Below are 26,057 nucleotides of genomic sequence, written 5' to 3'. Positions count from 1 at the left end.
TCTTAATTCTTGAGCCTGGAACGGATTAGCCACCCACGTTCTCCGCGTCGATTTTCCTAACGTGCGATGCCGCCGGTTAATTCTTCCATCTTCACGGCATCGCGCAAGGTTTGTATCCGGCGGTCTCTCGCTGTCCGCATCTGGCGCTACAGCGATGCTTCGGCGTTTGTTTTTCTATTCGTCCGGGATACGAATTTTATTTATCCGCGAAGCGCACCCTTTGTTCACGCGCTACACTTTTGTACTTACTGGGCGACGCACAGGTCCGCATCTGCGTCAACTAGGAGGAGTCCTGCGCTTTCATGTTTGGTGTCAGCGTTGCACCGCGTTCGCACCCGGTTCACACACCGGTTTTACCGGGCTGCTCGCGCAATTTTTCTGAAAAGCACATTTTCGCTCACGGGATTTAGCTGACGGGATTGTAAAGTGCACTGAAATCGAGGTATTGCATGATTGGCTACCGCCAATTTTAGGCACCATCGTAGCGATCAATGCATCGACTCACGCGTTCAGTAACAGTCGCACCTCCGGTAACCGACAGGCGTGTTAAGGCGCAAGCGAATTGCGGACGAACGCCGCGCTAGATCTTGCCGACGGCCTGCAGGATCTCGACGCCCATGGCCTCCAGTACTAAACGCCTCGGTGCAACAAGGTGACTCAGCACGTTTTGATAGTCCCCTTCCGGCAGCTCGACGACCTGCTCGCTCTTGGTCAGGTTGAGCACGAAAAGAAGACGCCGCTCGCCGTCGGTCCTTACGGAGACCTCAACTCCTGCGGGGAGATGCGCCATGACCACGATGTTCAGGTCAGTCAAAATCCCTTCAAACCATACCTTGTATCCTTCATCCTCCAGTACCGTGCCGAGGTAGTAGGTCACCCCCTTGCCAAAGCGGTTTCTCGTCACGGCAGACCGCGCGGCAAAGAACTCGCTCGCGTAGGTGCCCACCGTCCCGGCCGTAGTCGGTGTGAGGACATCGCACCACTGCGCGCATTTGAACGTTTTGTCGTCACCGAGCGCAACGAACTGCGTGTCATGGCCGACCGGGTCATATTCATCGACCAGCACGCCGGCAAGCTCGCTCAACGGTCCGGGAAGCTGCGTCGGCAGGCACACGTTGTTCATGTTCTTGACACCGGTCCGGGAGGTCAGGACCAACGTTCCTCCTCCCGCCACGTAGTCGGTCAGCGTCTTGACGATGTCGTCGTTGACGAGAAACAGGAACGGCGCGACGATCAGTTTGTAGCGTTGGATATTGGACGTCCAATTTATCACGTCAGTACCTACGCCGAGCCTGAGGAACGCGCGATGTATTTGCTTGAGGTTGGCAAGATAATCGAATCCGTCCGATTGCGGCTGGATCGTCAACGCATTGAGTTGTTCGTGCGAGAACAGAATCGCGACGTCATTGACCACGGTCGTCCCATCCAGCAGAGGCGACACCTTCCGCGCCTCTTCGCTGAATCGGACGAACTCGTCGAAGCGTCGCCCCGGCTTGCCGTGATGGTCGTGCAAGCCGTGCCAGAACTGTTCGGCGCCAATGCGAGCCGTGCGCCATCGAAACTGAACGATGGCATCCGCGCCACGCGAAACACTTTGCCACGCGTGCGCGCGAATCATCCCCGGATAGGGCATCCGTGACATGGGATGCCAACAACCCGGCGTGCCGCTCAATTGCTCCATCACCCAGAAGTTTTTTTGTTTGAGGCCGCGTGTGAGGTCATGCGTCAAAGCGCCGTGATAGACGCGTGATTTGCTGTCGTTGGCGAGATCGGTGCTCGGGTAATAATCGACCGACGCGAAATCCATGCTGTCGAACAAGTCGTAGTAATCGTTGACGACCGGGTAACCCCACAGGTTATGCGTGATGAACTGCCCGCTGCAATGCTCGCGAATGATGTGCGCCTGGAACCGGTTGAAATCCGCCACGGAGTCCGAACAAAATCGCTTGTAGTCGAGCAGGTAAGACGGGTTCATATACGGTGAGCCGCCCAGCGGCGTGCTCACCTGGGACCAGTCGCTGTACTCGCCGCTCCAGACAACCGTGCCCCACTCCCGGTTCATTGTTTCGAGGTCGCCGTATTTTTTTGCAACCAAAGACGAAAGTCGCTGATGGCGGCGTCGCTGTGACTGTCGTTGCCAATCATCTCGTTGTCGGTTTGCCATCCAACGACGTGCGGATTCTTGCCGTAGTGTCTCGCCATTTTTTCAACGATGACCCGGGTGTACCGGCGCAACGACGGACTGTTGTAACAGCGGTGCAGCCGTACGCCGGGATAGACCGGCTGGCGCTTGTTATCCAGTGGCAGGACGTCAGGACACTTCACTACCAGCCAGTTGGGCGGTGTCGCGGTCGGCGTACCGATGACCACCTGAATGTCATGCTGACCGAGAATGTCGATCGCATCGTCGAGCCATGCGAAGTCGAACTGACCTTCGGTCGGTTCCAGACGCGACCAGGCGAATTCTGCCAGCCGCACAAGGGTGATCCCCGCAGCCTGCATGCGCGCCGCGTCTTCTTCCCAGATCGCCCGATCCCAATGCTCGGGGTAATAATCGACACCGACCTTCATAAACGTTTCCTGATTTGATTGATAGGCGCCGGATGCAAAAGCATCCGGCCCGGAGCGGAAGCATTCAGCCCTTGGTAGCGCCAAACGTGAGTCCCGCCACAAAATGCTTTTGCATGGCGAAGAAGATCGCGACGGACGGCAGTGCCGCCAGCAACGAACCTGCCGAGACGAGGTTCCACGAGGTGGTCCACTGTCCCTTCAATGCGGCGACCCCGACCGTCAGCGGTGCGGCGTCATCACCCTGCGTGAGACACAACGCCCAGAAATAGTCATTCCACACGAACGTGAAAACGAGGACTGCAAGCGCGGCAAGTGCGGGCCGGATTAACGGCAGCACGATCTTGTAGAACAGCTGCCATTCCGTGGCGCCCTCAACCCGGGCCGCTTCGACGAGTTCGTACGGCAACTCCTTGATGAAGTTGCGCAGAAACAAGGTGCAAAAACCCGTCTGAAAGGAGAGATGAAACAGGATGAGCCCAGCGACCGTGTTGAACAGTCCGAGCCTCAGGGTCAGGTCGCGTACCGGGATCATCAGAATCTGGATCGGCACGAAGTTGCCGGCTACGAAGGTCGCCAGAACGGCCGCGTTGCCCTTGAACGGATACGTTGCCAAAGCAAAACCTGCCATGGCGGAAAGTACGATCGCACCGAACACCGACGGAAACGTGATGAGGCAACTGTTCCATGCGTAGTGGAGCATCGGCGAGTCGACCAGCACGGTCCGGTAGTTCTGGAACGCGGCGAAGTCATGCGGCCACCCCCAGTAGTTGCCATGCATCAACTCGTCGGAGGAGCGGATGGAGGTGAGCAGCACGGCTAACAAGGGCAACAACCAGATGATCAACGCAACGGGTAAAGAGATCTTGTACAGCACCCGATTCGATGGTTTCCAGCTGGCAACCGGCAAGGGATACATGGGATGCTCCTGAATCAATTGTCCGAGCGCAGCAAGCGCCGCAGCTGATAGACGATGAAGACCAGCATGACGAGGAACAACACGACTGCGATCGCGGCTGAATAGCCGTAGCGGAAGTATTTGATCGCCTGGTCGTACATGAAGTAAGCAAGGACAGTCGAACTGTCGAAGGGACCGCCGCCCGTCATGACCGAAATCAGGTCGAAGCTCCGTAACGCGCCTATCACGGTCAGCGTGATCGCCATGAAGGTCGCCGGGCGCAACTGGGGCAGCACCACGTGCCAAAGCAGGGACCAGCCACGGGCACCTTCCAGCCGTCCAGCCTCTATGACTTCGGGATTGATCCCGGTCAGGCTGGTCAGGAACAGAATCATGCAGAATGGAATCTGCACCCAGAGCGCGGCAACAATGATCCCGGGCGTGGCCATATGCTCGTCGCCGAGCACCGGCACACCGTGCCCGATCAGTACCTTCAGCAAACCGAACGAGGGGTCGTAGAACCAGCTAAAGACGAGGCCGATGACAACACCCGACACGACGAACGGCGAAAAGAACAATGACTTGACGATCCGGATGCCGCGTACCTTCTGATTCAAATAGAGCGCAAGCAGCAATCCGATGGGCGGCGCCAGCAATAGCAGGGCGAGCCAGAGCACGTTGTTCTGCAGCGCCGTAAAAAACGTATCGGAATGAAGCAGTTCGCGGTAGTTCGCAAGCCCTACGAAGGTTCGTGCCCCGACTCCGTCCCAATCGTAAAAGCTCAGCACGATGCTGCTGAAGATCGGGTAGATCACATAGATTAAGAACATCGCACAAGCGGGCGCGAGGAACAGCAGCGCCGAGCGCCGGCGGCGGCGCGCGAGTGGAGACGCACTGATGGATGCGGACATGATGAAGCTCGGTAACGCGCGCCGAGGCGCGCTGCGTTGGCTAAACGTTGATTAATCGATCGCTTCCCGGGCGTGCAGTGGCGCCGGGTAGTCGTACATCATTTTTTGTAGATGCGCATGCGGGTCTCTTCGAGGTGAGCCAGCACCTGATCGAGCTTCGACGGGTCGCTGAAGAACCGCTGCATGCCCTTCATGCCTTCGTCCGCCATTTCCTTTGTCATGTCGCGATCGTAGAACTGGGCAATGCCGCCCTTGGTATTAGACAGGATCGCGAAACCCTTCTTGGTAAATGGATCGTCCGCGACCGATGCTTGATTGTTGGCCGGCAGCGACCCGAATGCCTTGGCAAGACGTCCTTCGATTTCAGGCGTGCCGACAAACGCGATGAAGCGTCGTGCATCAGCTTTATTCTTCGCTTTGGCAGGAATGTTGAGGCAGTCCGCAGAGCCGTCTTCAGCCACAGGAATCTTGGGATCGACAACTGGGAACTGGAAATATCCCGTCTGCGTCTTGACCGTATCGGGCAGCCCAGCGGAGATGAACGAGCCCATCAGCATCATCGCCGCCTGACCCTGGATCAGCAGAGGCTGAGCGGAATCGAGCGTGTAGGACAGTCCGTTGTCGACAAAATATTTGTTGTCGATCAGCACCTTCCACGCCTCGTACACCTTCTTCACGCGCGCATCGGTATAGGGGATTTTTCCGTCCATCAGTTGCATGTGAAATGCATAGCCGTTGATGCGCAGATCGAGGTAGTCGAACCATGCGGCGAGCGGCCATGAATCGCGGCCGCCAACGGCGATCGGCGCAATGCCGGCCGCTTTGAGCTTCTTGCAGTCATCGAGGAATTCAGCCCACGTCTGCGGCTCACCCTGAATCCCCACCTTCGCGAACAGATCCTTTCTGTAGAAAACACCCCAGGAAAAGTAGTCTGTCGGCAAGGCGTACTGTTTGCCTTGGTACGACGACGGATCTTTCAGGGAGGCAAAGCTCGCATTCCAGCCGTTCTTCCGCCAGTCCGGCGAGAGGTCTTCCAGCAAACCGCGCTCGACGTAGTAACGCATCCGCTCGCCTTCATGCCACCTGACGACATCGGGCGCCTCGGAAATCAACCAGCCGGGAAGCTGGACCTTGTAGGTCTCTTCCTCGATGTAGGCTATCTTGACCTTGACGTCAGGGTTGGCCTTTTCGAATTCGGCGATTGTGTTCTCCCAGAATGCGCGCTGGTTCGCCCCTTTGAATGCCATGTTGACCATCAATGTTCCCGCATGGACGGTGGCGGCGAAGCTCATCACGGCGCAAAGCAACGACAAGCGGATTCGGTTTTTCATGGTTTGTCTCCTGATGTTTATATGAGCCCGCTCAGACGGCGTGGCCTTCTTCGGTAAAGAGGTGGCACGAAGCAGGATCAGGTGCAAGGCGAACCACTTCGCCGGAACGCAACAGCGTATTGCCCTGCAGCTTGACCAGAAGCGTGGTGCCGCCCGCTTCGTTGCAATGGAGATAACTCTGCTCGCCAAGCCGCTCGACGAGCGACACCGTGCGCGTCAGCGTCGAGCCGGCGCATCGCGGCCCATCCCCTTCCAGCTCGCCCGAAGCGAGCAGCGTGATGTGCTCCGGCCGCACGCCAAGCGTCACCGCCTGTCCCGGCGTCAGCCGCGCGCCTGTCCGCTTGACCCGGACGTCTTCGCGGGACGCCCCGAGCGTTACGGTCGTGCTCCCCTCTTCTAACTTGCTGACTATTGCCGGCAGAAAATTCATCTGTGGCGAGCCGATGAAACCCGCTACAAAGCGGCTGTTCGGCCGCAGATACAGATCCATGGGCGTGCCGACCTGGGCGATGCTTCCAGACGCCGATGCGTGCCGGCTAACATTGAGCAGTACGATCTTGTCGGCCAGGGTCATGGCTTCAACCTGGTCGTGCGTCACGTAGACGGTGCTCGCCTCACTGAAGCGGCGATGGATTCGCGCAATTTCGACACGTGTTTGCCCGCGCAAGGTCGCGTCGAGATTCGAAAGGGGTTCGTCGAACAGGAAGACACCGGGCTCGCGCACGATGGCCCGGCCGATCGCCACGCGCTGCCGCTGGCCGCCGGACAACGCCGCGGGCTTGCGATTCAACAAGGGTCCGAGTTCCAGGATTTTCGCGGCTTCCTGCACCTTGCGCTCTACCTCCGGCGCCGGCAGCTTGGCCAGCTTCAACCCAAAGCTCATGTTCTCGGCGACCGTCATATGTGGGAACAAGGCATAGCTTTGAAACACCATCGCTACGCCGCGTTTTGCCGGCGCCAAGGTGTTCACGACGCGGCCACCGATCGAAATCTCGCCAGCGCTTGGGTCCTCCAGCCCGGCAATGATTCGGAGCAGGGTCGACTTTCCGCAGCCGGACGGTCCGAGGAAGACACAGAACTCGTCGTGTGCAATCTCGAGATTTACATCCCGAAGCACCGGCACATCCTCTCCGAACGCTTTCGAAATGCCCTGCAAAGATATCGCTGCCACCGCGTCTCCAATCTTTGGTTTAACGTTAAATCAAACTTCGCTAAAAATACGGCCCGGGGCCGTCAGAAAAGTCGATCAACGTGGTTGTGTGGAGGGAAGTTAGCAGCGTGCGGTACGATTGGCAAGAATTTTTTTTGACGAAATCGACTCCGCCGGTCAGACGAAAGCGTTGGTAACATCAACGTCCGATATGACGTTAAAGGTAGTCGTAAGCGATGTTCACTGCAGATTTCGGGAAATGGAATGACTAAGCGGGAAAGGCTGATGGCAACTATCAAGGAGGTCGCGGCGTTGGCCGGCGTGACTCCGACGACGGTAACCAATGTGCTTCGAGACCGGGGCCGGGTAGGCGACGCCACGCGTGAGCGGGTTTTGAAGGTAGTGGCCGCGCAGGGTTACCGTCCTAATCTGAACGCGCGGGCGCTGGTGGAACGCCGCGCACCTACGATTGCGCTCATGCTGGGTTGCATCACGAACCCGTTCTATCCGGAGTTCACGCTGCAAGCGAACAATGCCGCTCGCCGGCACGGCCGTTTTTTATTGGTTTGCAATACTGATTATGAGCCGGATGGCGGAACACGGTTTCTTGCGGATGTCGCGGGCTCGCTGTCAGACGGTATTTTGGTCGCGAACAACGGCGATCTGCGGATTGATGAATTGAAAGCCATTCAGGCGACGGGTACTCCCGTGGTCATTTCTATCTGGGAATTTCCAGACGATCCACCGGGGGTGCCGTGCGTTGCCTTTGACTCCCACAAGGCGGGCTTTATCGCGGCGGATCACTTGCTGGAACTTGGGCATCACCGCATCGGTGCGCTTATCGGCAGCCCGAAAAACGGCATTCACGGTGGCCGCTACCAGGGCTTTCGCGACGCCCTGCGCGCGCGAAAGGTCAAGCATGTCCTGGCGGATGCGCGGTTCTGCAGCGACTCGTTCCAAAGCGGCTTCGACGCTGCGCTCGACCTGCTGTCCGCGCACCCGGACCTGACCGCTTTATTCGTCTCGAACGACCTACCGGCACTAGGTGCGCTAAACGCTGCTGCTTCGCTAGGGTTGAATGTTCCGGATGACATTTCCATTGTCAGCGTAACTGACATTGAACTGGCAAGTCAGTCCAGGCCCTCGCTCACCACCGTTGCCATTCCTACGGCCGAGATGGCCGAGCAAAGCGTCGAGTTGCTGCTAAAGCTCATCGCCAATGCGCCCGATGTGCCTCCGGTTGTTCGGACCGCAGACCCGGTGCTGGTCAAACGTGCCTCCACCGCTCCTGTACGGAAAAGTTAGCGCGCTCCTCTCCTGAGTTCATCACGTCTGCGGGTCCGTCACATAAGATCGAGTGCTGATGAATCAAGATCGCTCTGTCCCGGACATACGAATCCGATCCGAACGTGGCCTGCGTGGCTGCGTCGATAACGAAAGGCAGGACACGGCCGTTGTCGCGATCAGCGTTTCACTGCCGTTCGTGCGGATGAATGTACGGGCCCTGCTCTTTCTTCAGGCCCAGCACAGGAATCAGGCGCAGCATGGGCAAATCTGATCCTGACATGAACTGATTCAGTTACCGTCCACCGCAAAATCGGTCAATGGATAATCTACCTTGATCCTCGCCGACCGCGGTGTGCCAAGTCCGTCAAGACTCGAAATTTCGCAACACGCGACCCTGAGCAGTCCCTCGATTCGTTCGGTCAAATCACCTAAGCAACGGTCGCCGGTTGTTCAAGGAAACCAACGACTTCGTCTGCCGAGATTGGCTTGGAATACAGATATCCCTGAACCGTCAGGTCTCCAAGTGTTTGGAGAATAGCTAATTCGTCTCTTGTCTCTACACCTTCAACAATACAATCAAGGCCCATATCTCGACTGAGCGCGAGAAGGGATTTGACGATCTTATAGCTTGCGGGATTTTTGTTTAGATCCGTGACAAAACTGCGATCGACTTTGATTTTGGTGAGCGGCAGTGCATGGAGGTGCGTCAGGCTCGAAAAACCTGTGCCAAAGTCGTCCAGGGAAATGCCGCATCCGAGCGATCGCAAAGTCTCTGTGGCACTACGAACTTGCGAAAAATCACGAATAAAAGCGGTCTCGGTTATTTCGAGATCGAGGCGAGCGGGATTGAAGCCACTCCTCCTGATCTCCGTAATTATGTCGAGGACGTTCTCGGGGGAGCTAAGATCGTGGGCGGACAGGTTAAACGAAAGACGGATGTGATCAGGCCAAAGTAAGGCATGCGCAAGCGCCTTTTTCAATAGCGTCAGGGTGATCGCCAAGATCATCCCTGTTCGTTCAGCAACGGGAATGAACTGCGTTGGCGAGATTGAACTCAATGTCGGGCTGAACCAGCGAGCAAGTGCCTCGAATCCGATTGTCGTTCGACTCGAAACATCGACGATCGGTTGGAACACTACCGTCAGTTCATCTTCGAGGTTCGCGTGTTGTAGCGCCTGTTCAATTTTCGCGTCGGATCGAATTTTGGCATCGTGATCAATGGAAAAAAGTGTCACCTTGCCACGACCCGCGCGCTTTCCGTGATAGAGCGCATAGTCGGCGTTTGCAAATAATTGCACCGTGTCGCTCGCCATATCGGGGTAGACGGAGAATCCTATCGATCCACCTATTTGCAGCGTTATATCTCCCAGCGACGCAGCAGTTCGTATCGCAGAACAGATAAGCTCTCCAGTCGCCACAAGTTCGCCCGTATCGCCGAAGTTTGAGGCCACAATCGAAAACTCATCCCCACCGAGCCTTGCGACGTAGTAGTTTGCTGGACATACATTTCCCAGGCGCGTCCCAATAGTCTGAAGCAGTTTATCGCCGGTCGCATGACCATAGATGTCGTTGATGGGTTTGAAGCCATCCAGATCAATAATGCCGACGGCGAGACGGGTTCCATCGGATTTCGCCTTCGCATACGCCTTGTCAAGGTAGGAAAAAAATGCGCGACGGTTCGCCAAACCCGTCAGGCTATCAATATTTGCGAGCCGGAAATTTTCCACGCGAGCATTCACCATGCCAGTAAAGTCACGATAGTGGACCAACAGTATGGCGAGCATCGCCGCGGAGACAAGCGCGGTGTTGATGGCGATTGCGACAAAGACCAAGTTCTCGGACAGGGAGAAGAAAATGACAAACGAGCCGTTGACGATGAAAGCAACGGTGAAAGCGGCCGGCCGCAAATGCATCATGCAGAAAATCACACCGATAACCGTAATAGCCATATAAAAGGCGACATGGGCCTTTTCGTAGGCGTCACCGTAGGGAAATAGTGCGAGTGCCCACAGCGTGAAAGCGAGGGCAAGAATGCCCGAGAGCCGTTGGGTACGGGACAGTGCTTTTAACGCGACATCGCGGGTTGCTTCCTGCTTCGAACAACGCAGCCAACCGATAGCCCGCACGGCCGAGATCACGGTCATGACAACCGGTATGTCGATTGTCATCCAGCGCGGCGCCACGTGCATGTGGGTCGCCGCCACGCCCCATGTGTTGATCATCAAGATCACATACATGAGGGGCATCTGAAACGTGAAAGCTTTGTACTGAGCGATCAGCAGATCCGGATTGTGTTTGGGGATAGCCGCCATTTCTTTAACGGCTTTCAAGCATTTCATGAACTCCATCATCACGCATCCTTGCGATCTATCGCCAACGAGTCCAATCCGAGACATCGGACTATAAAATTCGAATCTCGGTTTCTCTTACGACACCGCTAATGGCCTATGCAGTTGTTGCCCGTACCTGCCTTAAGTTGCTATGCGCAGAACCCGACAACGGCTTCTTCAGTCGCTACTTCGAACTGCGGTAACCAGCAAGGTATTGCCGGCGCATGCGTCGACTATGTTCGAAACGAGTCCGGGAAGACCGAGTGCCCCAAACAGTCCGATTCGAGCCATGTGTATTACGCCCACCCCAAGCGAGGGAATGATCTTGAATTTTATTGTTTGTGCAAACTTGTCCTTGTTGCATCCATCAAAGAGTGGGTGTCCTGGTCTGGACTCTGCGAAGCCAAAGGTGGGAAGCCGATAGCCATGGTGGTTATATCGGTATACGGCGATGCGCTTCGATCTCTGTAGTGAGACCGGGGTAGGGATTTCCTGAAATCGTTGTAGGAATATGACCACATCGTTCCACTTCCCCGGCAAGCGCTGGCTGTTCTGAACGAACTCAAAGCAATGACGGGCGATAGCGTCTATGTTTTTCCGTCTCCAGCCAAACAGAAAACATCGATCTCCATCGACATTGCTCCGCGCAGCAAGTTGCGCCGATATGTTATATGATGGCCATCATGAAAAACGCGCCAATCAATCGGAAAACCGCCAGCCGCAAGGAAATCACGCACGAGCGCATTGTCGAGGTTGCCGCGCGCGCGATTCGGCGCAGTGGCTACGACGGCACGGGAGTGGCCGACATCATGAAGGAGGCCGGCCTGACGCATGGCGGCTTCTATGCGCACTTTCCGTCGCGCGAGGTGCTGCTTGCCGAAGCTGCAGACCGCGCCGGTGCTGAAGCCGTGGCCCTGTCAGAGCAAATCGCCGCCTCCGTGCCGCCAGAGCAGGCGTTGCCGTCGATGGTGCGCGCCTATCTGTCGAAGGAGCATTGTGAAGGCATAGAGACTGGCTGCCCGGTCTCCGCCCTCGGCTCGGAGATGCCGCGCCAGGCGCCGGTCGTGCGGCGCGCGGCCACCCGCCGCATCAAGGAGATGATCGATGTCGTTGCGCGCCAATTGCCCGATTGGGGCCAGCCGGGCGCGCACGAACAGGCGCTAATGACGGTGGCCACCATGGTAGGCACCATTGTGCTGGCGCGCGCCGTCGACGACCCTAAGCTGTCGGAAAGTTTTCTTGAAGCTGCATTGAAGAAACTCGCACCCACTGATGCGTAAATCCGCCGGCCCGGTGCCGGTTTTCGTTGGATCAAAAATATGATGACAATCATATTTCAACAAGATGAATGCCCAACCAACTACGTAAAGACATCCGTCAATATCGGAAGGACATCATGGAAACCAAAATAGCGCTCGTTACGGGCGCCTCGTCGGGAATCGGCGAAGCCACGGCAAAGCGGCTTACGAAGGCCGGGTATAAGGTCTACGGCACCAGCCGGCGCGGTGCACAAGCCGGCCAGCGGACGTTCGAGATGCTGCCACTTGACGTGACCAGCGAAGAATCAGTCGAAGCTGCCGTCAAGGAAGTACTGCGCCTGCACGGCCGCATCGACCTGTTGGTGAACAACGCTGGCTTCGGCGTCGCCCCTGCCGCTGCAGAAGAGAGTTCGATTGACCAGGCCCGCGTGATCTTCGATACAAACTTCTTCGGGATTATCCGCATGACGCGTGCCGTGGTGCCCCATATGCGGCAACAAGGTAGCGGCCGCATCATCAACATCGGCTCTGTACTGGGTTTCTTACCCATGCCCTATATGGCGCTGTATTCCGCCACCAAGCACGCGGTCGCAGGCTATTCGGAGTCGCTCGACCATGAGTTGCGCACGATGGGCATCCGGGTGTCGGTCATTGAGCCTGCCTATATCAAGACGCCTTTCGACGCGAACTTCATGGCGCCCGACGCCCCCCTCGACGAGTACCGCGAGGTGCGCTCGGCCATGAATAAGCGAGTGAAAGAGGTGGTCGAGGGCGCTGACGGTCCCGAGGTTGTGGCCGAGACCGTACTACAGGCCGCCATCGCAGCTCGCCCGAAACTCCGCTATACAGCCGGTGGACTCGCCGGCCGTTTGCGATTGCTACGCAGATTTGCGCCCGCTGGCTTGGTGGACGCCGGCATTCGCAAAGATCTGCGGCTCTCAACGTAGACGGGGTTACTGCCCCTCCCCGTTAAAAAAGTGCGCTACCACGGCCGGCGGCGGCAAATCCGTGACCGTGCTGCGACCGATCTGCAGCTCTACATTCGTGCTGCTGCCCGCGAAACAACTTGACGCAACAAGAAACTGACAAGGAACCGTGATGAAGGCATTCGTCGTCGATCGATATGGACGCAAGAGTGGCATACGAGCCGGCAATATGCCGGTCCCGGAGCCGCGCGAGGACGACGTGTTAATCCAGATTCACGCCGCTGGCGTGAATCCCCTCGATTCAAAGATCAGGGATGGAGAGTTCAAGCTCATCCTGCCTTACCGGCTGCCACTGATTTTGGGCAACGATCTGGCCGGGGTCGTTGTTCGCGTCGGATCGCGCGTGCGGCAATTCAAGCCGGGCGATGAGGTCTATGCGCGACCGCACAAAGATCGGATCGGTACTTTCGCGGAATTCATTGCGGTGAAGGAAGATGGCGTGGCCCTCAAGCCCAAAGCACTCACCATGGAAGAAGCGGCTTCAATCCCGTTGGTGGGCTTGACCGCCTGGCAGGCGCTGATCGAAAAAGGGCAACTGAAGAAAGGGCAAAAAGTACTCATACACGCCGGTTCGGGCGGCGTTGGCACCTTTGCTATTCAGTTGGCAAAGCATGTGGGCGCGACCGTCACGACGACAGCGAGCGCGGGGAATGCCGAATTGGTGAAGCGACTCGGTGCGGATATCGTCATCGATTACAAGAAGGATGACTTTGCGGTCATCCTGAAGGACTACGACGTGGTGCTGGATACGCAGGGCGGAAATACCCTCGAGAAGTCGCTGCGAGTGCTCAAGCCGGGTGGCAAACTCATCGGGATCGCCGGTCCGCCTGATCCCGATTTCGCGAAAGAGATGGGTGCCTCCTGGTTCCTGAAAACGGCGATGCGCTTTCTAAGCTATCGCATCAGAAAAGCGGCGAAACGTCATGGCGTCAGCTATTCATTTGTTTTCATGCGCGCTGATGGGCGCCAACTAAGCCAGATCGCTACGCTCATCGACGCAGCTGCAATAAGGCCTGTGATCGATCGGGTTTTCCCGTTCGAGTCAACCAAAGAGGCTTCGGCTTATGTCGAAACAGGACGTGCAAAGGGTAAGGTTGTCATCAAGATCCGATAGAAGGAGCTATGCCTGTTTGTTTGCTCGCAGAGGTCGAGGCGCCTGCCCACACGGCAATCCACCTCGCAGGAAAAGAAACGATGACTATCTCCCCGACGTCAATTCTTGCAACGTGGAAGGTCCACTCACAGATCGACCTTATATTACTAAGATATTCTAATTAAATGGGTCGTCCGGCATGGAAATTCTCATCAAATCCGAGTGATACTCGACAGCCTATCCGCCACCCACGTGAGCCATTTGGCCTTTCAGGCGTGTGCTCGGGTGCTGATGATGGAGACGGTCATCCCGAACTGCTAGCCCCCGAAATATCCCCCGGCCACACTGCCTTCAAGCAGAGCGAACCCACGCCGATAGAGTGGTCATTGACGATCGTTTGAAAGTCGAGCGCGGCTAGCTTCTCGGATAATCGGAAAAAACGCTCCGTGCTCAACAGCGTTGACTGTTCCTGGATGTTTCCGCTCCAGTCGATGAACTGGAGCCGACCAGCCGGCGCATAATCCACTCCGCTGTCGATGGCCATGAGCGGTGCGAATAGTGGCTCTGCCTTGAACAAACGGCGGACCATAATCGATGGCGGCAAGTGGGGAACAAGATCGTCCTGAAATTCATATCGGATCACATCAGGTACGAGTCGCATATATCCATCGGCAAATGACTGGTCGCCTGGGTGAGCGCCCTCGAACGTGCGTACCGTGATGTCGGAGCCATGAACGAGCGTGCTGAGTGCGAATCTTGCCGCAGCCAAATGTGCCACAGCGCCACCCTTGCTGTGTCCGGTGATAGTCAAATGTTTCACCGGCGAGCTAGCCATTTGTTCCGCAACTGCTTCCGATACAGATGGCCACAGCGCGTCCAGGGATCCGAGAAAGCCCTGGTGTACACGGCCAGGAAGTTTGTCGCCAACCACAAGCACTGCTTCGAGATCGTTCAACCAGTCTTGAAGGGTCTGCTTATGGTCGGGCGATCCCGGAGGCAAAGTTCCACGAAACGCCAGAACCACACCGTCACGCCCCGTGCCAATAAAAGCGGCATCGATGCGACTTGACCCTGTCGCAAAGCAGGGTACGGGTGCGGTCAAATCGCATGCAGCGTCGAACGGTACGAACACGGGCATGTCTCCGGCATCGAGAATGGCGTAAGCCCAATTACTTGCACAAATCATGCGCCCATCGAGGTCAACCATGAATTCCTCCATCTGTCTCCCTAAGGAAGGCGAGTCGATCAGTCGGCCTTCGCCACTCCCTGGGATGATTAAAAAATCTGAGAAAAAGTAGTGTTTTAAACTCCTTTTAACCGTCCAGCTAATTAGCCACTTAGATGCGATCGAGCACGCCCAGAACCAGCCAGCGAAATGTTTGCTTCAGCAAACGGAACCGATCAACGATCGCTCGACGCCCTGCTTCGGAAAGAAGGATAGAACCGACACCCTAGCAGGCAACTAGCCGATCAGGTTCATTGTCATTTAGCGCCCTGACGACAAAATGATGGTTTGATCGGCTTACTTAATAACAAGCTCTTCCTCAATTAAATGCACCGGCGACACCGGCCGTCTCGCTTGCGATGCCGCTACGCGTGCATGCCGGACGATGCGGCGTCACCTGGTGGCGAGATGTTCTTCGGCACGGGGCTCGGCATTACAGTCTCGGCCCGCGCAGGAACGCGGGCGGGAAAGGTTGCGCTTACGATCCGGTCGATGAAGGCGAAGAACTTGTCGGATGCATAGCCGGCGACGAACGCGATCGCGAGCGGAGAGAACTCTTTGCCACCCTGAAGGATCTCGGTGAATAGCCCAATAGAAATGCCAACGATCACAGCCGACGTGATGTGGGCCCGGTAAGCGACCTTCGAATGTTCCGGGTGGAACAGGCTTGCCGATGACTCAGCGCTCAATTGCCGGAGTATCGACGCGCACGCGCCGAGCCATGCGTAGAGCACCGGCAACAGGAAGCTCGTGATCGCCCCCACGAAAGCGAGATTGACATCGCGGTCATTTGTCGCCATTGCGCGAATGTCCTGATACACCGCGATCTTCTGAAAGCCCTGTTCGACTGCGGCTTCGGGACGCCATGACTTGCTCGTGCTCGCTTGATCCATCGGCCCGGTCGCGAGCAGCGGCAGGTCGATCTCGAGCGCGCGCCGCCGGCTGTCGGGATCGCAGTTCCAGTTGGTCGTTTGCATCGTGGCGTCAGGGCTTGCTCGCGGACCTGAAACCTTTTCCAGGTTGACGTTCCACGCGTCCGCTTGCTTGCCGGTTTGCGAGTACGCGGGGCAGACCGGCTTGTAGGGACTCTCCTCGTCTCCGACCAGTAGAAATTTTCTGATTGCCTCGGTGCGCTTCACATCTGCATAGAGTTGCCGGTTGTTGGTCGCAAATTGCTGCAGCAACTCCTTGATCTGCAACGCGGGCTGGGAGTTTTGCAACTGCCCGACGGCATCTGGACCTTTCTCCTTCGCTTCGATGACGTTCAAGCGATAAGCCTGCAACATGTTGTGCATCGTTAGCGCCGCCGAATCGTTAGCGTCGACGACTTTCGAGACATCCGCGGAGATTTGGTTGGCCACGAACAACAGGCAAGAAAGCGATATCACGAAGAAAGCGAGGATGAAGGCCGACCATGTATAGATTTTGATCGCGAGCTGCGCGCCCTTGCGCGCTTGCGCGCCGGTCGTCCCGGCCACTACCGGTGCAACACACCGGGCAATGCGGCTCATGCCGGCATAAAAAAGTGCTTCCGTCATTGCATTCCAGACCAACTGCTGCTGCGCGGCACGCGCGACCGACAACGACGCGACATCGCTCTCGGGGATGACCTTGCCCATCTGCGCCGCGTAGGAGACCATATCGCCGCAACGGTCCATGTCGTCGGCAATATGCGCGCCCGGATACCGCACGGCTCGGGCGATCCGGCCCATCGCTGCATGGACGTCCGCCTCGTTCGTTGCGCTCAAGGTGTTCTGTTCCACAGCAAGCCGCGCCGCGCGCACGATGTCGATGTCGGCGTCCTCCGGCGGCGCACCCGTTCTTGCCCCATGTGCAATCAGCGCTTCGCATCGTTCGACATCCTGCAAAACCCTCGCGAGCGCTGCGCTATCGCCACTTGCCTCATCGGCCCGCCCGGTCTGCGAGCCTTTCGATTCCGGATGATCGCTCATGTCAGTCTCCTCTTTTGTGCTGCGCTATCAGGTACGCGGGCTTCGTATTGTTTGAAGCGTACGCGATGTCGGCTCGCCCGCGTGGTCTGCACGTATCGCGCCCAATCCGAAGTTGACCCGATCGGACGCAACGTCATGACGGACATATCGGGATCCGATGAGAAAGCAGGCTTTATTGATCACGACAGGCCTCCATGCAAGAGACGTGTGCAGGATATCGGTACGCAGCCGCGCACGATGAAACCAAGCGTAGCGCGCTCGGATGGGAGGGCGTTAGGACGATCGTGATAACCGATAAGACAATCTTGCGCTCGCCTGATAGGCACTTGGGCAAACGCCCATCTGGCGCCTGAAGGCCCGGGTGAAGTACGAGAGGTCGTTGAATCCGACCGCGTAGGCCACTTCCTTCACGAGCGCGTCCGGGTCCCCGAGGCGATCGCACGCCTGGTCCATCCGCAAGCGCAGCAGATACTGACCGAAGCTCACGCCGTGCTCCAGCCTAAAGGCGCGGCAAAACTGTGACGGGCCCAATTGACACAAAGCCGCAACATGACCCAACGCGATCGCGCGATCGAAATGTTCCGCCGCGTATTCGATCGCCGGCTGCGTCCTGCCCTGCTTGTCGTGCTGGGGGGCGCGGGATAGGGGTACGACGTCTGCTCGCCTGGCCTCGGAATGGCGGATCTCTGGCCGGTTCGCACGCGTCGGCGATGCAAGCGAGAGGATGCCCGGGCGCAGTTCTGCCGGCGGAATGGTCTTTATCAGCAGATCCCAGACCGGAAGCCGCAGCGACCACATCGCTGCGGCCGCAGAGCTTCGGCCCATAATCACGAGAATAGGCAGGCTGGGATGCTCGTTACCGATGCGGGTCAAGGCATCGATGCCTTGTGCGTCCGGCTCGTCGAACTCGAAGCACAGGAGCTGAGGCGTGTGAGTTTCGATGGCGTGGTCGACATGGGTTGGCTCGCTAACTCGATGTATGTCGAAAGTGCCGTCGAGCGAATCCACTAGCGATGCGCGCGCGCCCTGCGTCAGGTCCACCCATAGAAAGCTGGGGCCGCGCGCGGCGTTCGATAAATCAAATGAAGTGCGCATGTTCAATGTCCCTTTCAATCGTTATTGATTGATGCATCGCCATCTGTCAGGAGATCCATGCCGTTCCATCCATCGAGGCAATGCTTTGGAGATTCTTAGCGCTCGGGCGGGCCCAAGCTTGTTTGCGCGCACCTATTCCTGACAGCGAATGCACGCGCCGTGGCTTTCCACGCGTAGGGGAAAAAACGGACTTATGTCCGGGGCTATTAATCGTTTTAGTATTAAGCCCGTATAGAACCGCTTTAACCGAGTACCCGAAAGGGATCCGAGCGTGAAACTGCGGTCCGGGAAACCATACTGCGGCGGTTTTTTGTGTGTCTGTACTATCGAGCAAAACGCGAGCTCGAGATACCCTCATTGGGTAGGAAAATCACCCCCCTTCCGGAGGTAGTCGTGTGGGCGAGCCAGTACATGAATTTGCGTCAGCAGGCGATTGCCTCTCACGGTCAATGGCTTGGCGACACGCTGCTCAATTCGGAGCTTCGGCATGACATCATGGCAAAACTACTGCGAGCCTCTCGTTTTTATGCGACAACGCCCAACGCGCCCGTCTCGGCAGCGACCACGAAATCGAGGAATTCCTTTGCGGGCATCGGCCGGGCATACAGGTAGCCCTGCGCGTAGTCGCATCCGGCAGATGTGAGCAATGAAGCCTGGGCCTCCGTTTCCACGCCTTCGGCAATCAGGCAAAGACCAAGGTGCCGGGCCATCACGATCACCGACTCGACGATGGTCCGGTCGCTAGGATCGTCGGTGATGTCGACAATGAACGAGCGGTCAATTTTCAGATCGTCGATTGCGAATTTTTTTAGATAGGCGAGCGACGAGAAACCCGTGCCGAAGTCGTCAATGGCGATCGTCATTCCAGCCGAACGTAGCTTGGCAAGCTGGCAGAGCACCTTGGGGCGATCGTCGAGCAGCAGGTTTTCGGTGATTTCCACCGAAAGCATGTGACCAATGCAGCCGCCCCGCTCATCCAGCTGCGCAATCCAGTTGTCCACGCCGTCGGGATCGAGGAATTCCCGTGGCGACCGGTTCACGCTGATTCGACGCTTGCCGCCGTCAGGACAAAGCTTGTTCCACGCTTCAGCGACGTCGAGAGCCAGGGAGAACACCCGATCGCCGATCGCGTGGATGATGCCCGAATCCTCAGCAAGCGGAATGAATTCCGACGGCAGCACGAGGCCCCGTTCCGGGTCGCGCCAGCGCGCCAAGGCTTCCGCCTTGACGACGCGGCCGGTAGCAAGGTCGACGATAGGCTGATAGTGGACTTCGATCTGGTTCTGCTCCAAGGCGAGACGCAGGCGGTAAACCCGGCTGCTGTCCAGATGAAGTCCGTTGCGCGAATCGTCGCTGCAGAACACATACTGGCTTCGGCCGTTGCGCTTGGCCGCGTACATCGCCTCATCGGCTCGGCGCAGCAGACTGTCTGCGTCGTCACCGTGCTCGGGGTACAACGCAATGCCAATGGAGGCCGACAGGGCGAAGCGGTAGCCTTCCACGTCGATCGGTTCAGCAATGGCCTTGAGCAGCCGGCTTGCAGACATCTCGCACCCGGCAACGTCGGAAAGATCCGGCAGCAGGATGACGAATTCGTCGCCGCCAATCCGCGCGACGGTATCGGTATCGCGAAGGCTGGCGATCATACGCTGCGCCATCTGTACCAGAGCCTGGTCACCGACCTGGTGACCCAGACGATCGTTGACAGACTTGAATCCGTCGATATCGATGAACAGAACGCCGAGAAGCCGACCGGCCCGATGCGCCTTCTCCGCGGCCTCGTCCAGGCGGGCAGTGAGCAGCATGCGATTAGCCAATCCGGTCAGGACATCGTGGTGCGCAATGTATTCGAGCTGGGCCTCATGGCGTTTGGCCTGGCTGATGTCGGAGAAGATGCAGACGTATTGGATCACGTCTGCGTTTTCATCATTGACCGCAGCGATGGATAGTCGCTGGATGAATGACTCACCACTCTTGCGGCTGCAACTGATTTCGCCCAACCAGCTACCGTCTTGTTCGAGTGCCGCCTGGATGCCGGCATAAGCTGCGTTGTCCAGTTCGAAAAGATTGTGGCCATCGATGTCGGCGAAATCGTAATCGGTGATCTGGGTAAATGCGGGATTGGCTTTAAGAACGACACCCGTCGGATCGGTGATGACAATCGCTTCGCCTGCCGCCTGGAAGACACTTGCCGCCATGCGCAAATCGACCTCGGCGCGCCGGCGCTGAGTGATGTCGTGACCGATCACCAGCACAGATACCACGGCGCCCGTATCGTCGCGTTCAGCGACGCAGTCAATGTGATGAGCGAGTTGTGTTCCATCCTCCACTACGATCGACAATTCAATCTGGCTGTCGTTTCCGGTACGGGCCGTTTCGAGGATCCTGGATTCGTATTCCGCGTACCTCCCATCCGGGAAGATTTGCGTTGGCGTCCTGCCTGCTACCTCGTCGGTCCGATAACCCAGGAGAGTTTCCAACTTGGGGTTGAGGTAGACCGTCCTGCCATCAATCGTGTAGCGGGCAAGATGATTCGGCAGGTTTTCGGCAAGCGTCCGGAACTTGCGTTCACTAGCCGCCAGTGCTTCCTGCATCCGCACCTGCACGGTTACATCGCGGCCGATCCCGAGAACGCTCGTAATCTGCCCCTGTGCGTCTCTTTCCGGAATCATGCTGACTTCGTGTACCCGCACTTCCCCGTTGTCGTCGCGAACTTCCTGACGCACCAATGACAACTCTTCCCCGGTCGCAACGACGTGGACGATAGCTGCTGCCACGCGTCCGTGCACCTCCGAAATCTGCGTACCGATCAGTTCCGAAGCAGGTTTTAACAAGGTTCGCTCATGAGTGGGATTGACGTAGAGGTAGTTGCCAGAGCAATCCCAGCGTGCAATGTTGTCCGGAAGGTTTTCGGCCAGCGACCGGAACTGGCGCTCACTGACCGCTAGTGCTTCGCGCATCTGTTTCTGCTTGCCATAATTTGCGACGATGTCCGCAGCAATCGCGGCACCGAGGCCTCGCAAGCGGCAGGAGAGTGCCTGGAGGCTCGTTCCGATACTGTCTTGCGCCGATGCCACGCATTCCGCGGCAGCAGCTTCGATTTCCTTCGCGATGCTCAGAAGCTGCTCGATCCGCTGCCCGATATCGACTGTCAACGACAACTCCTGCTCAATATGCATATCCACTCTCATCGCGCCAAAACCCATCATGTTTTTCTTCATTCCCACCCCGTTCCAGGATTTATCGTGACTGTACCTCCAGGCAGCCACATTTTCGGTTTCCATATCGAGAACGCACGGGCAGACATAAGGCTGTCGTCGAGCCGGACGTGGGCATTCCGGACGGCTTGCTCGATTCGCCCAGTTATCGACCGGATGAGCTCGCTTTCGGAATCTGGCCGAGGAGCGAGACACGACCAGTCAAGCTTTCGAGCAAACATTGGCACGGCCATGAGGCGCATTACCGCATGCCGATCCGTGGCCGACGGGTTCAAGCTTGCATATGCAAGCGAGGACAACACCCTCGGCAAGGTTCACGCTTGTCGGATACGTTGGAATCTTGATCGCCGTTGTGAGGCTGTCGCGTACCGGTTGCAACCACAAAGGTCGCCCCACTATCAACATGCTAACGACAACGTCTTGGCGAAACTGAAGAGCGAAGATCAGTAGGAATTTCCTGAATCTATCGTAAGTGTTGTCTGATCCCCTCTGGAACCCATTAGCGCCTGCAGGATGACGAGGAGAGGTCGGCCTGCACCGGCTTTGTCAAAGCCAGCACCTAAGTGAGCAACCGCGCCGAAAATAGTCATCGACCCAGCACGAAATGAGCAAGCTGGTAGACATTGACTGGCCGTTCAGGGGCCGCCACTTTGACCGCGAAGTCATCGTCTTGTGTGTGCGTTGGTACCTGCGTTACAAGCTCTGCCTTCGCGACCTCGCCGAGAGGATGCATCGCATTCGAATATGGCGGAACCACCGGCGAAGTTGGGCGATCTGGCTGGTCTCAGCGTCGCGCGGTCACCGCCGCGCATCAACGATCCGCCAGCTGTCCCGAGATGGTCCGCACCAGCAGCGCGCCAAGCACAAGACATGCGGCAACAAAATAAAGGCCCATGCGATTGTCGTGAGTCGTCACGTTGAGCCATCCCACCGCATAGGGCGAGACAAAACCCGCAAGATTACCCACGCAGTTGATTCCCGCAATTCCAACAGCCACGGAGGTGCCGGCAAGGAACGACGACGGAATGCTCCAGAACAGCGACAACGCCGACAAGATGCCCGCGGCCGCCACGCTCAGCCACATCACGGCGAGCGCAGGGTGGTGACCCACATAACCACTCGCAGCAAACCCGATCGCACCGATCACAGCCAGCACGGAAAAATGCATCCGGCGCGAGCGGAAGCGGTCCGAACTCATGCCGGTCAGCACGATCACGGGGATGGCGACGAGATAGGGGATTGCCGATAACCAGCCGATCGTCGAGACATCGCTCAGCCCGGAGTCCTTGATGATCGACGGCAGCCAGAAGCTGATGCCGTACAGGCCGATGATCTGGCAGAAGTAGACGGCGCAGAGCTTCCAGATGTGGCGATCAGAAAGAATAGCGCCAAGGTTGTGATGAGTGGTCTTTTCGGCATCCTCTCGCTCGATCTCGCTCGTCACCAGCGCTTTCTCATTCTCCGTCAACCACTTCGCCTGCGTAGGACGATCGACCATCAAGGCGAACACCGCTATGCCGCAAACCAGCGCCGGAAGCGCTTCGATCAGGAACAGCCACTGCCATCCCGCCATCACGGTGGAATGGCTGAAGCTGCTGAGTACCCACCCCGACAATGGACCACCGACCACACCTGAGAGCGGAATCGCGATGTAGTACACGCCGAGCGCGAAGCCGCGTTTTCTCGCAGGAAACCAATAGGTCAGATACAACATGATGCCCGGCGAGAATCCGGCCTCGGCAACGCCCAGAAAGAAACGTGCGGTGTAGAACTGCAGCGGCGTTTTCACCAGCAGCGTGAGCGCGGAAATAATGGCCCACGTAATCATGATCCGCGCGATCCAGAGACGGGCTCCGACCCGATGCAGGATCAAGTTGCTGGGCACTTCAAAAATAAAATAGCCAATAAAGAAGATGCCGGCGCCCAGGCCGTAGACGGCATCGCTCATGTGCAGGTCATTGAGCATCTGCAACTTTGCAAAGCCGACGTTCACCCGGTCGAGATAGCCGCACAAATAACACAGCACGATGAACGGCATGATGCGCCAGCCGATCTTGTGGTACACATCGGCAGGCGCCGCCGGCACTACCAAAAGGGTTTCGCTGATATGGCTCATGTCTCCTCCGTCGTCCTTTGCCGGACGTTATAGAGTGCGGCCAGGCGGACGCCCGGCCGGCTTCGATCAGTCATGATTACGATGCAAGTTTTTCAGCCGCCAGCTCCACGCCGAGTTCCTTGCGGAACATGGCCTCCATCTCGAGACGCACGCGCACTGCTTCCTTGCTTGAATCAAACGCCACGTCGCTCCATCGAACCGGGTGCCCTGCCGCCACTGGGCGCTGCAGCACCATGTTGTGCGCGAGGCCTATCGGCAGAGCACCCTGCAGCAGCGAGTCCGCAGCCGGCATCAGCTTGCCGTAGACGGTGTGACCGCCCTCGCCGTCCAGCCGCTCGCCGGCGCGCAGGTCACGCTTCGCGTTGGCCGCGACGTCACCGTGGAATCCCGTCGTCGCGCCTGTGGCCTCCCCACGCACCGCGATGCTCGCAATCGATACCCCGAGCTCGAGTCCGATCAGGTGATACGGTTTATACATCGCGGCGAAACGCCCGCTGGCGTCGGTCTTGAGGCCGTATTGCGCAAAGCAGTCGCGGACGTAGTCAGAGGGTGCTTCGAAGACGGCATAGACGCCCCAGCGCAAGTCGCGGAACACGGGACGGCCGTCGCGTTCGAGCGACGACACCACTTCCACGCTGCCGCGATGCGGCAGGATTCCGCCCTCGGCGGCGGGGCGCAGCAAGTTCGGCAGGTCATCGACGCCACAGGCGGGAAACGCAAGGCCGTCAGCGGGCGGGCGCAGATCGCATGCGTTCGATACCGCCGCCATTTCCAGTGCCGACTTTGTGCCGTCGAGGAAAGAGTTGAACATCTGCGCGTTGAAGTCGCCGGAGGCGACCTGCTCTTCCGTGAAGCCGTAATAGCTCCAGACGGTGTCGGGGGTCGACTGGTGATAGACGGGCAAGTACTTGGTGCCCTTGCCCGCGCAGATGACGTTGAAGCCAATCGTGCGGGCCCAGTCCACCAGCTCCGCGATCAGTGCCGGTTGATCGCCCGAGGCCATTGAATAGATGATGCCCGCCTCTGCCGCGCGCCGCGCGAGCAGCGGGCCGGCGAGCACATCGGCTTCTACATTGACCATCACGATATGTTTCTTGTGCTTGCAGCACAACAGCGCGTGATGAATGCCCGCGGCCGGGCTGCCCGTTGCATCGATCACAATATCTATGTAGTCGCTTGCGATCATCAAATCGGCGTCGTCGGTAATAAAGGTCGAGCCGCTGCGCAAGGCCTCAGCCAACGAACCCGCCGAGTAGCGCGCTTCTTCCCAGCCCACGCGCTGCATGGCGCTGCGCGCCCGCGCCGGCGACAGATCCGCAATGCAGACCAGATGAATGCCCGGCGTGCGCGGCGCCTGCGAGAGATACATCGAACCAAACTTACCGGCGCCGATCAGTCCTACTCTGACGGGACGCCCGGCCTGCGCACGGGTTTCGAGCTTCGCGATAAGCGACATGCTGTCTCCTTTTTTCATACGGTTGAATCGCGCTTCGTCGTGCCGGGATCGAAACGCGCGCCTTCGTCGGGGAAGGACATGCAGCAACGATAGCAGCCAATTTTTTGCAATAGAATGGGCAATTCCACAACCGCGCTGTGCAAAAATCCCCATGCGAAAATTTGACTGGGATTCCCTCCAAGCCTTTCTGGCTATCGCGCGCGCGGGGCGTCTCACTGTCGCGGCGCAGCAAATGGGCATCGACCATTCCACGCTAAGCCGGCGTGTCGCATCGCTCGAGGCAAGCATCGGGGTGCAATTGTTCGAGCGGCGTTCGGTCGGCTTTCTGCTCACCCCCGAAGGCGAGCGCCTGATGACCGATGCCGAAGCAATGGAAAGTCTGGCCCTGCGCATCAACGCGCGCCTGGGCGATCCGTCGGTCGGCTTGACGGGGACGGTAAGAGTTGGCACACCTGAAGGATTTGGAACTTACTTTCTTGCACCGAGGATTGCCAAACTTACTGCCGTGCACCCCGATCTGGAGATAGAGCTGGTCGCCAATCCACGCACGTTCAGCCTGTCCAAACGCGAGGCCGATATTGCGGTAACCATGACGCGCCCGAGTCAGGGACGCGTTTATGCACACATGCTCAACGATTACTCCCTTGGTGTGTATGCGTCGCGCGAGTATCTCGATTCGCATGCGCCGATCGCGGCGTTTCAGGACATCTTCAATCATCCCTGGATCGGCTATGTCGAAGATTTGATGTGGAGTGCGGAGCTCGATTATTTGTCGCAGATTTCCACGTCACTCACGCCCACGGTGCGTATTTCCAACGTTATCAGCCAGGCGGCAGCGGTTAGCGGTGGCGTGGGGATCGGCGTGTTGCCGTGCTTTATCGCGCGCACGGAACCGTCGCTCATTCGCATTCTCCCGGATGAAATTGCGCTCACCCGCTCTTACTGGCTGGTTTCGCATGCGGACTCGCGCGATGTCGCGCGAGTCAAGCTGCTAGCGGATTTCATTCGCGCCGAGTGCAGCACGTCTGGATCGTTCTGGGCGGGGTGACTCCAACCGGAATAAGCGAACTGTGGCGTGTGATGGGCAATGCAATCCAGCGTTCGTTGACCTTGCTCTGCGCGTAGAATTCCCTTATACATTCCACGAGTCGCGATTACCTATGATGCGTGGTCGCGTCTCAA

17 protein-coding genes and 1 pseudogene are annotated in these 26,057 nt (G+C 57.8%); 5 read left to right on the top strand and 13 right to left on the bottom strand.

The window, feature by feature from the left end; translation table 11 throughout:
• Positions 1-580: 580 nt before the first annotated feature.
• The 6 genes and pseudogenes from EOS_RS48440 to EOS_RS36305 form a co-directional block, all read right to left on the bottom strand.
• On the bottom strand, positions 581-790 hold the full coding sequence (locus tag EOS_RS48440; protein WP_235443074.1) for a Beta-galactosidase C-terminal domain: 210 nt from the start codon (positions 788-790) through the stop codon (positions 581-583).
• 66 nt (positions 791-856) lie between these two features.
• Positions 857-2,635 (bottom strand): annotated as a pseudogene (locus EOS_RS36325) (beta-galactosidase); the annotation flags it as partial.
• The gene (locus EOS_RS36320; RefSeq protein ID WP_047897050.1) at positions 2,636-3,487 is read right to left on the bottom strand and encodes a carbohydrate ABC transporter permease; all 852 of its coding nucleotides are present in this window, start codon (positions 3,485-3,487) and stop codon (positions 2,636-2,638) included.
• Between the two features lie 14 nt (positions 3,488-3,501).
• Complete coding sequence (locus EOS_RS36315; RefSeq protein WP_047897049.1) at positions 3,502-4,377, bottom strand: carbohydrate ABC transporter permease; 876 nt, start codon at positions 4,375-4,377, stop codon at positions 3,502-3,504.
• A 98-nt stretch (positions 4,378-4,475) separates the two neighbouring features.
• The gene (locus EOS_RS36310; RefSeq protein WP_047897048.1) at positions 4,476-5,708 is read right to left on the bottom strand and encodes an ABC transporter substrate-binding protein; all 1,233 of its coding nucleotides are present in this window, start codon (positions 5,706-5,708) and stop codon (positions 4,476-4,478) included.
• 31 nt (positions 5,709-5,739) lie between these two features.
• Positions 5,740-6,879 (bottom strand): ABC transporter ATP-binding protein, encoded by a 1,140-nt coding sequence (locus EOS_RS36305; RefSeq protein ID WP_047897047.1) that lies wholly within the window; start codon positions 6,877-6,879, stop codon positions 5,740-5,742.
• 264 nt (positions 6,880-7,143) lie between these two features.
• On the opposite strand from EOS_RS36305, the gene EOS_RS36300 reads away from it, so the two are divergent.
• Complete coding sequence (locus EOS_RS36300) at positions 7,144-8,163, top strand: LacI family DNA-binding transcriptional regulator (RefSeq protein ID WP_047897046.1); 1,020 nt, start codon at positions 7,144-7,146, stop codon at positions 8,161-8,163.
• 410 nt (positions 8,164-8,573) lie between these two features.
• Here EOS_RS36300 and EOS_RS36290 read toward each other — a convergent pair whose 3' ends face one another.
• On the bottom strand, positions 8,574-10,496 hold the full coding sequence (locus EOS_RS36290) for a putative bifunctional diguanylate cyclase/phosphodiesterase (RefSeq protein WP_235443071.1): 1,923 nt from the start codon (positions 10,494-10,496) through the stop codon (positions 8,574-8,576).
• 650 nt (positions 10,497-11,146) lie between these two features.
• Between EOS_RS36290 and EOS_RS36285 the strand changes: the two genes are divergently transcribed.
• The 3 genes from EOS_RS36285 to EOS_RS36275 all read left to right on the top strand — a co-directional run bounded on the left by EOS_RS36285 (position 11,147) and on the right by EOS_RS36275 (position 13,834).
• Positions 11,147-11,755 (top strand): TetR/AcrR family transcriptional regulator, encoded by a 609-nt coding sequence (locus EOS_RS36285; RefSeq protein ID WP_047897044.1) that lies wholly within the window; start codon positions 11,147-11,149, stop codon positions 11,753-11,755.
• A 116-nt stretch (positions 11,756-11,871) separates the two neighbouring features.
• Positions 11,872-12,681, top strand: coding sequence for an oxidoreductase (locus EOS_RS36280; protein ID WP_047897043.1), 810 nt, complete (start codon positions 11,872-11,874; stop codon positions 12,679-12,681).
• A 151-nt stretch (positions 12,682-12,832) separates the two neighbouring features.
• Complete coding sequence (locus tag EOS_RS36275; RefSeq protein WP_047897042.1) at positions 12,833-13,834, top strand: NADP-dependent oxidoreductase; 1,002 nt, start codon at positions 12,833-12,835, stop codon at positions 13,832-13,834.
• A gap of 283 nt (positions 13,835-14,117) precedes the next feature.
• Here the strand turns inward: EOS_RS36275 and EOS_RS43835 are convergent, their stop codons facing one another.
• The 6 genes from EOS_RS43835 to EOS_RS36245 all read right to left on the bottom strand — a co-directional run bounded on the left by EOS_RS43835 (position 14,118) and on the right by EOS_RS36245 (position 24,875).
• Positions 14,118-15,020: a lipase family protein gene (locus tag EOS_RS43835; protein WP_160312568.1), complete on the bottom strand. Its 903-nt coding sequence runs from the start codon at positions 15,018-15,020 to the stop codon at positions 14,118-14,120.
• Between the two features lie 383 nt (positions 15,021-15,403).
• On the bottom strand, positions 15,404-16,990 hold the full coding sequence (locus EOS_RS36265) for a hypothetical protein (protein WP_047897041.1): 1,587 nt from the start codon (positions 16,988-16,990) through the stop codon (positions 15,404-15,406).
• A gap of 273 nt (positions 16,991-17,263) precedes the next feature.
• Positions 17,264-18,085 (bottom strand): helix-turn-helix domain-containing protein, encoded by an 822-nt coding sequence (locus EOS_RS36260; RefSeq protein ID WP_047897040.1) that lies wholly within the window; start codon positions 18,083-18,085, stop codon positions 17,264-17,266.
• Positions 18,086-18,609: 524 nt separating this feature from the next.
• On the bottom strand, positions 18,610-21,306 hold the full coding sequence (locus EOS_RS36255) for a bifunctional diguanylate cyclase/phosphodiesterase (RefSeq protein WP_053064167.1): 2,697 nt from the start codon (positions 21,304-21,306) through the stop codon (positions 18,610-18,612).
• An 808-nt stretch (positions 21,307-22,114) separates the two neighbouring features.
• Positions 22,115-23,419: an MFS transporter gene (locus tag EOS_RS36250; RefSeq protein ID WP_047897039.1), complete on the bottom strand. Its 1,305-nt coding sequence runs from the start codon at positions 23,417-23,419 to the stop codon at positions 22,115-22,117.
• 76 nt (positions 23,420-23,495) lie between these two features.
• Entirely contained in the window at positions 23,496-24,875 is a 1,380-nt protein-coding gene (locus EOS_RS36245) for an NAD(P)H-dependent oxidoreductase (RefSeq protein ID WP_047897038.1), read from the bottom strand.
• 151 nt (positions 24,876-25,026) lie between these two features.
• Between EOS_RS36245 and EOS_RS36240 the strand changes: the two genes are divergently transcribed.
• Positions 25,027-25,923: a LysR family transcriptional regulator gene (locus EOS_RS36240; protein ID WP_047897037.1), complete on the top strand. Its 897-nt coding sequence runs from the start codon at positions 25,027-25,029 to the stop codon at positions 25,921-25,923.
• Positions 25,924-26,057 lie beyond the last annotated feature (134 nt).

The organism is Caballeronia mineralivorans PML1(12) (assembly GCF_001028175.1).
GTDB lineage: Bacteria > Pseudomonadota > Gammaproteobacteria > Burkholderiales > Burkholderiaceae > Caballeronia > Caballeronia mineralivorans.
This window is presented reverse-complemented; position numbering and strand designations above follow the sequence as displayed.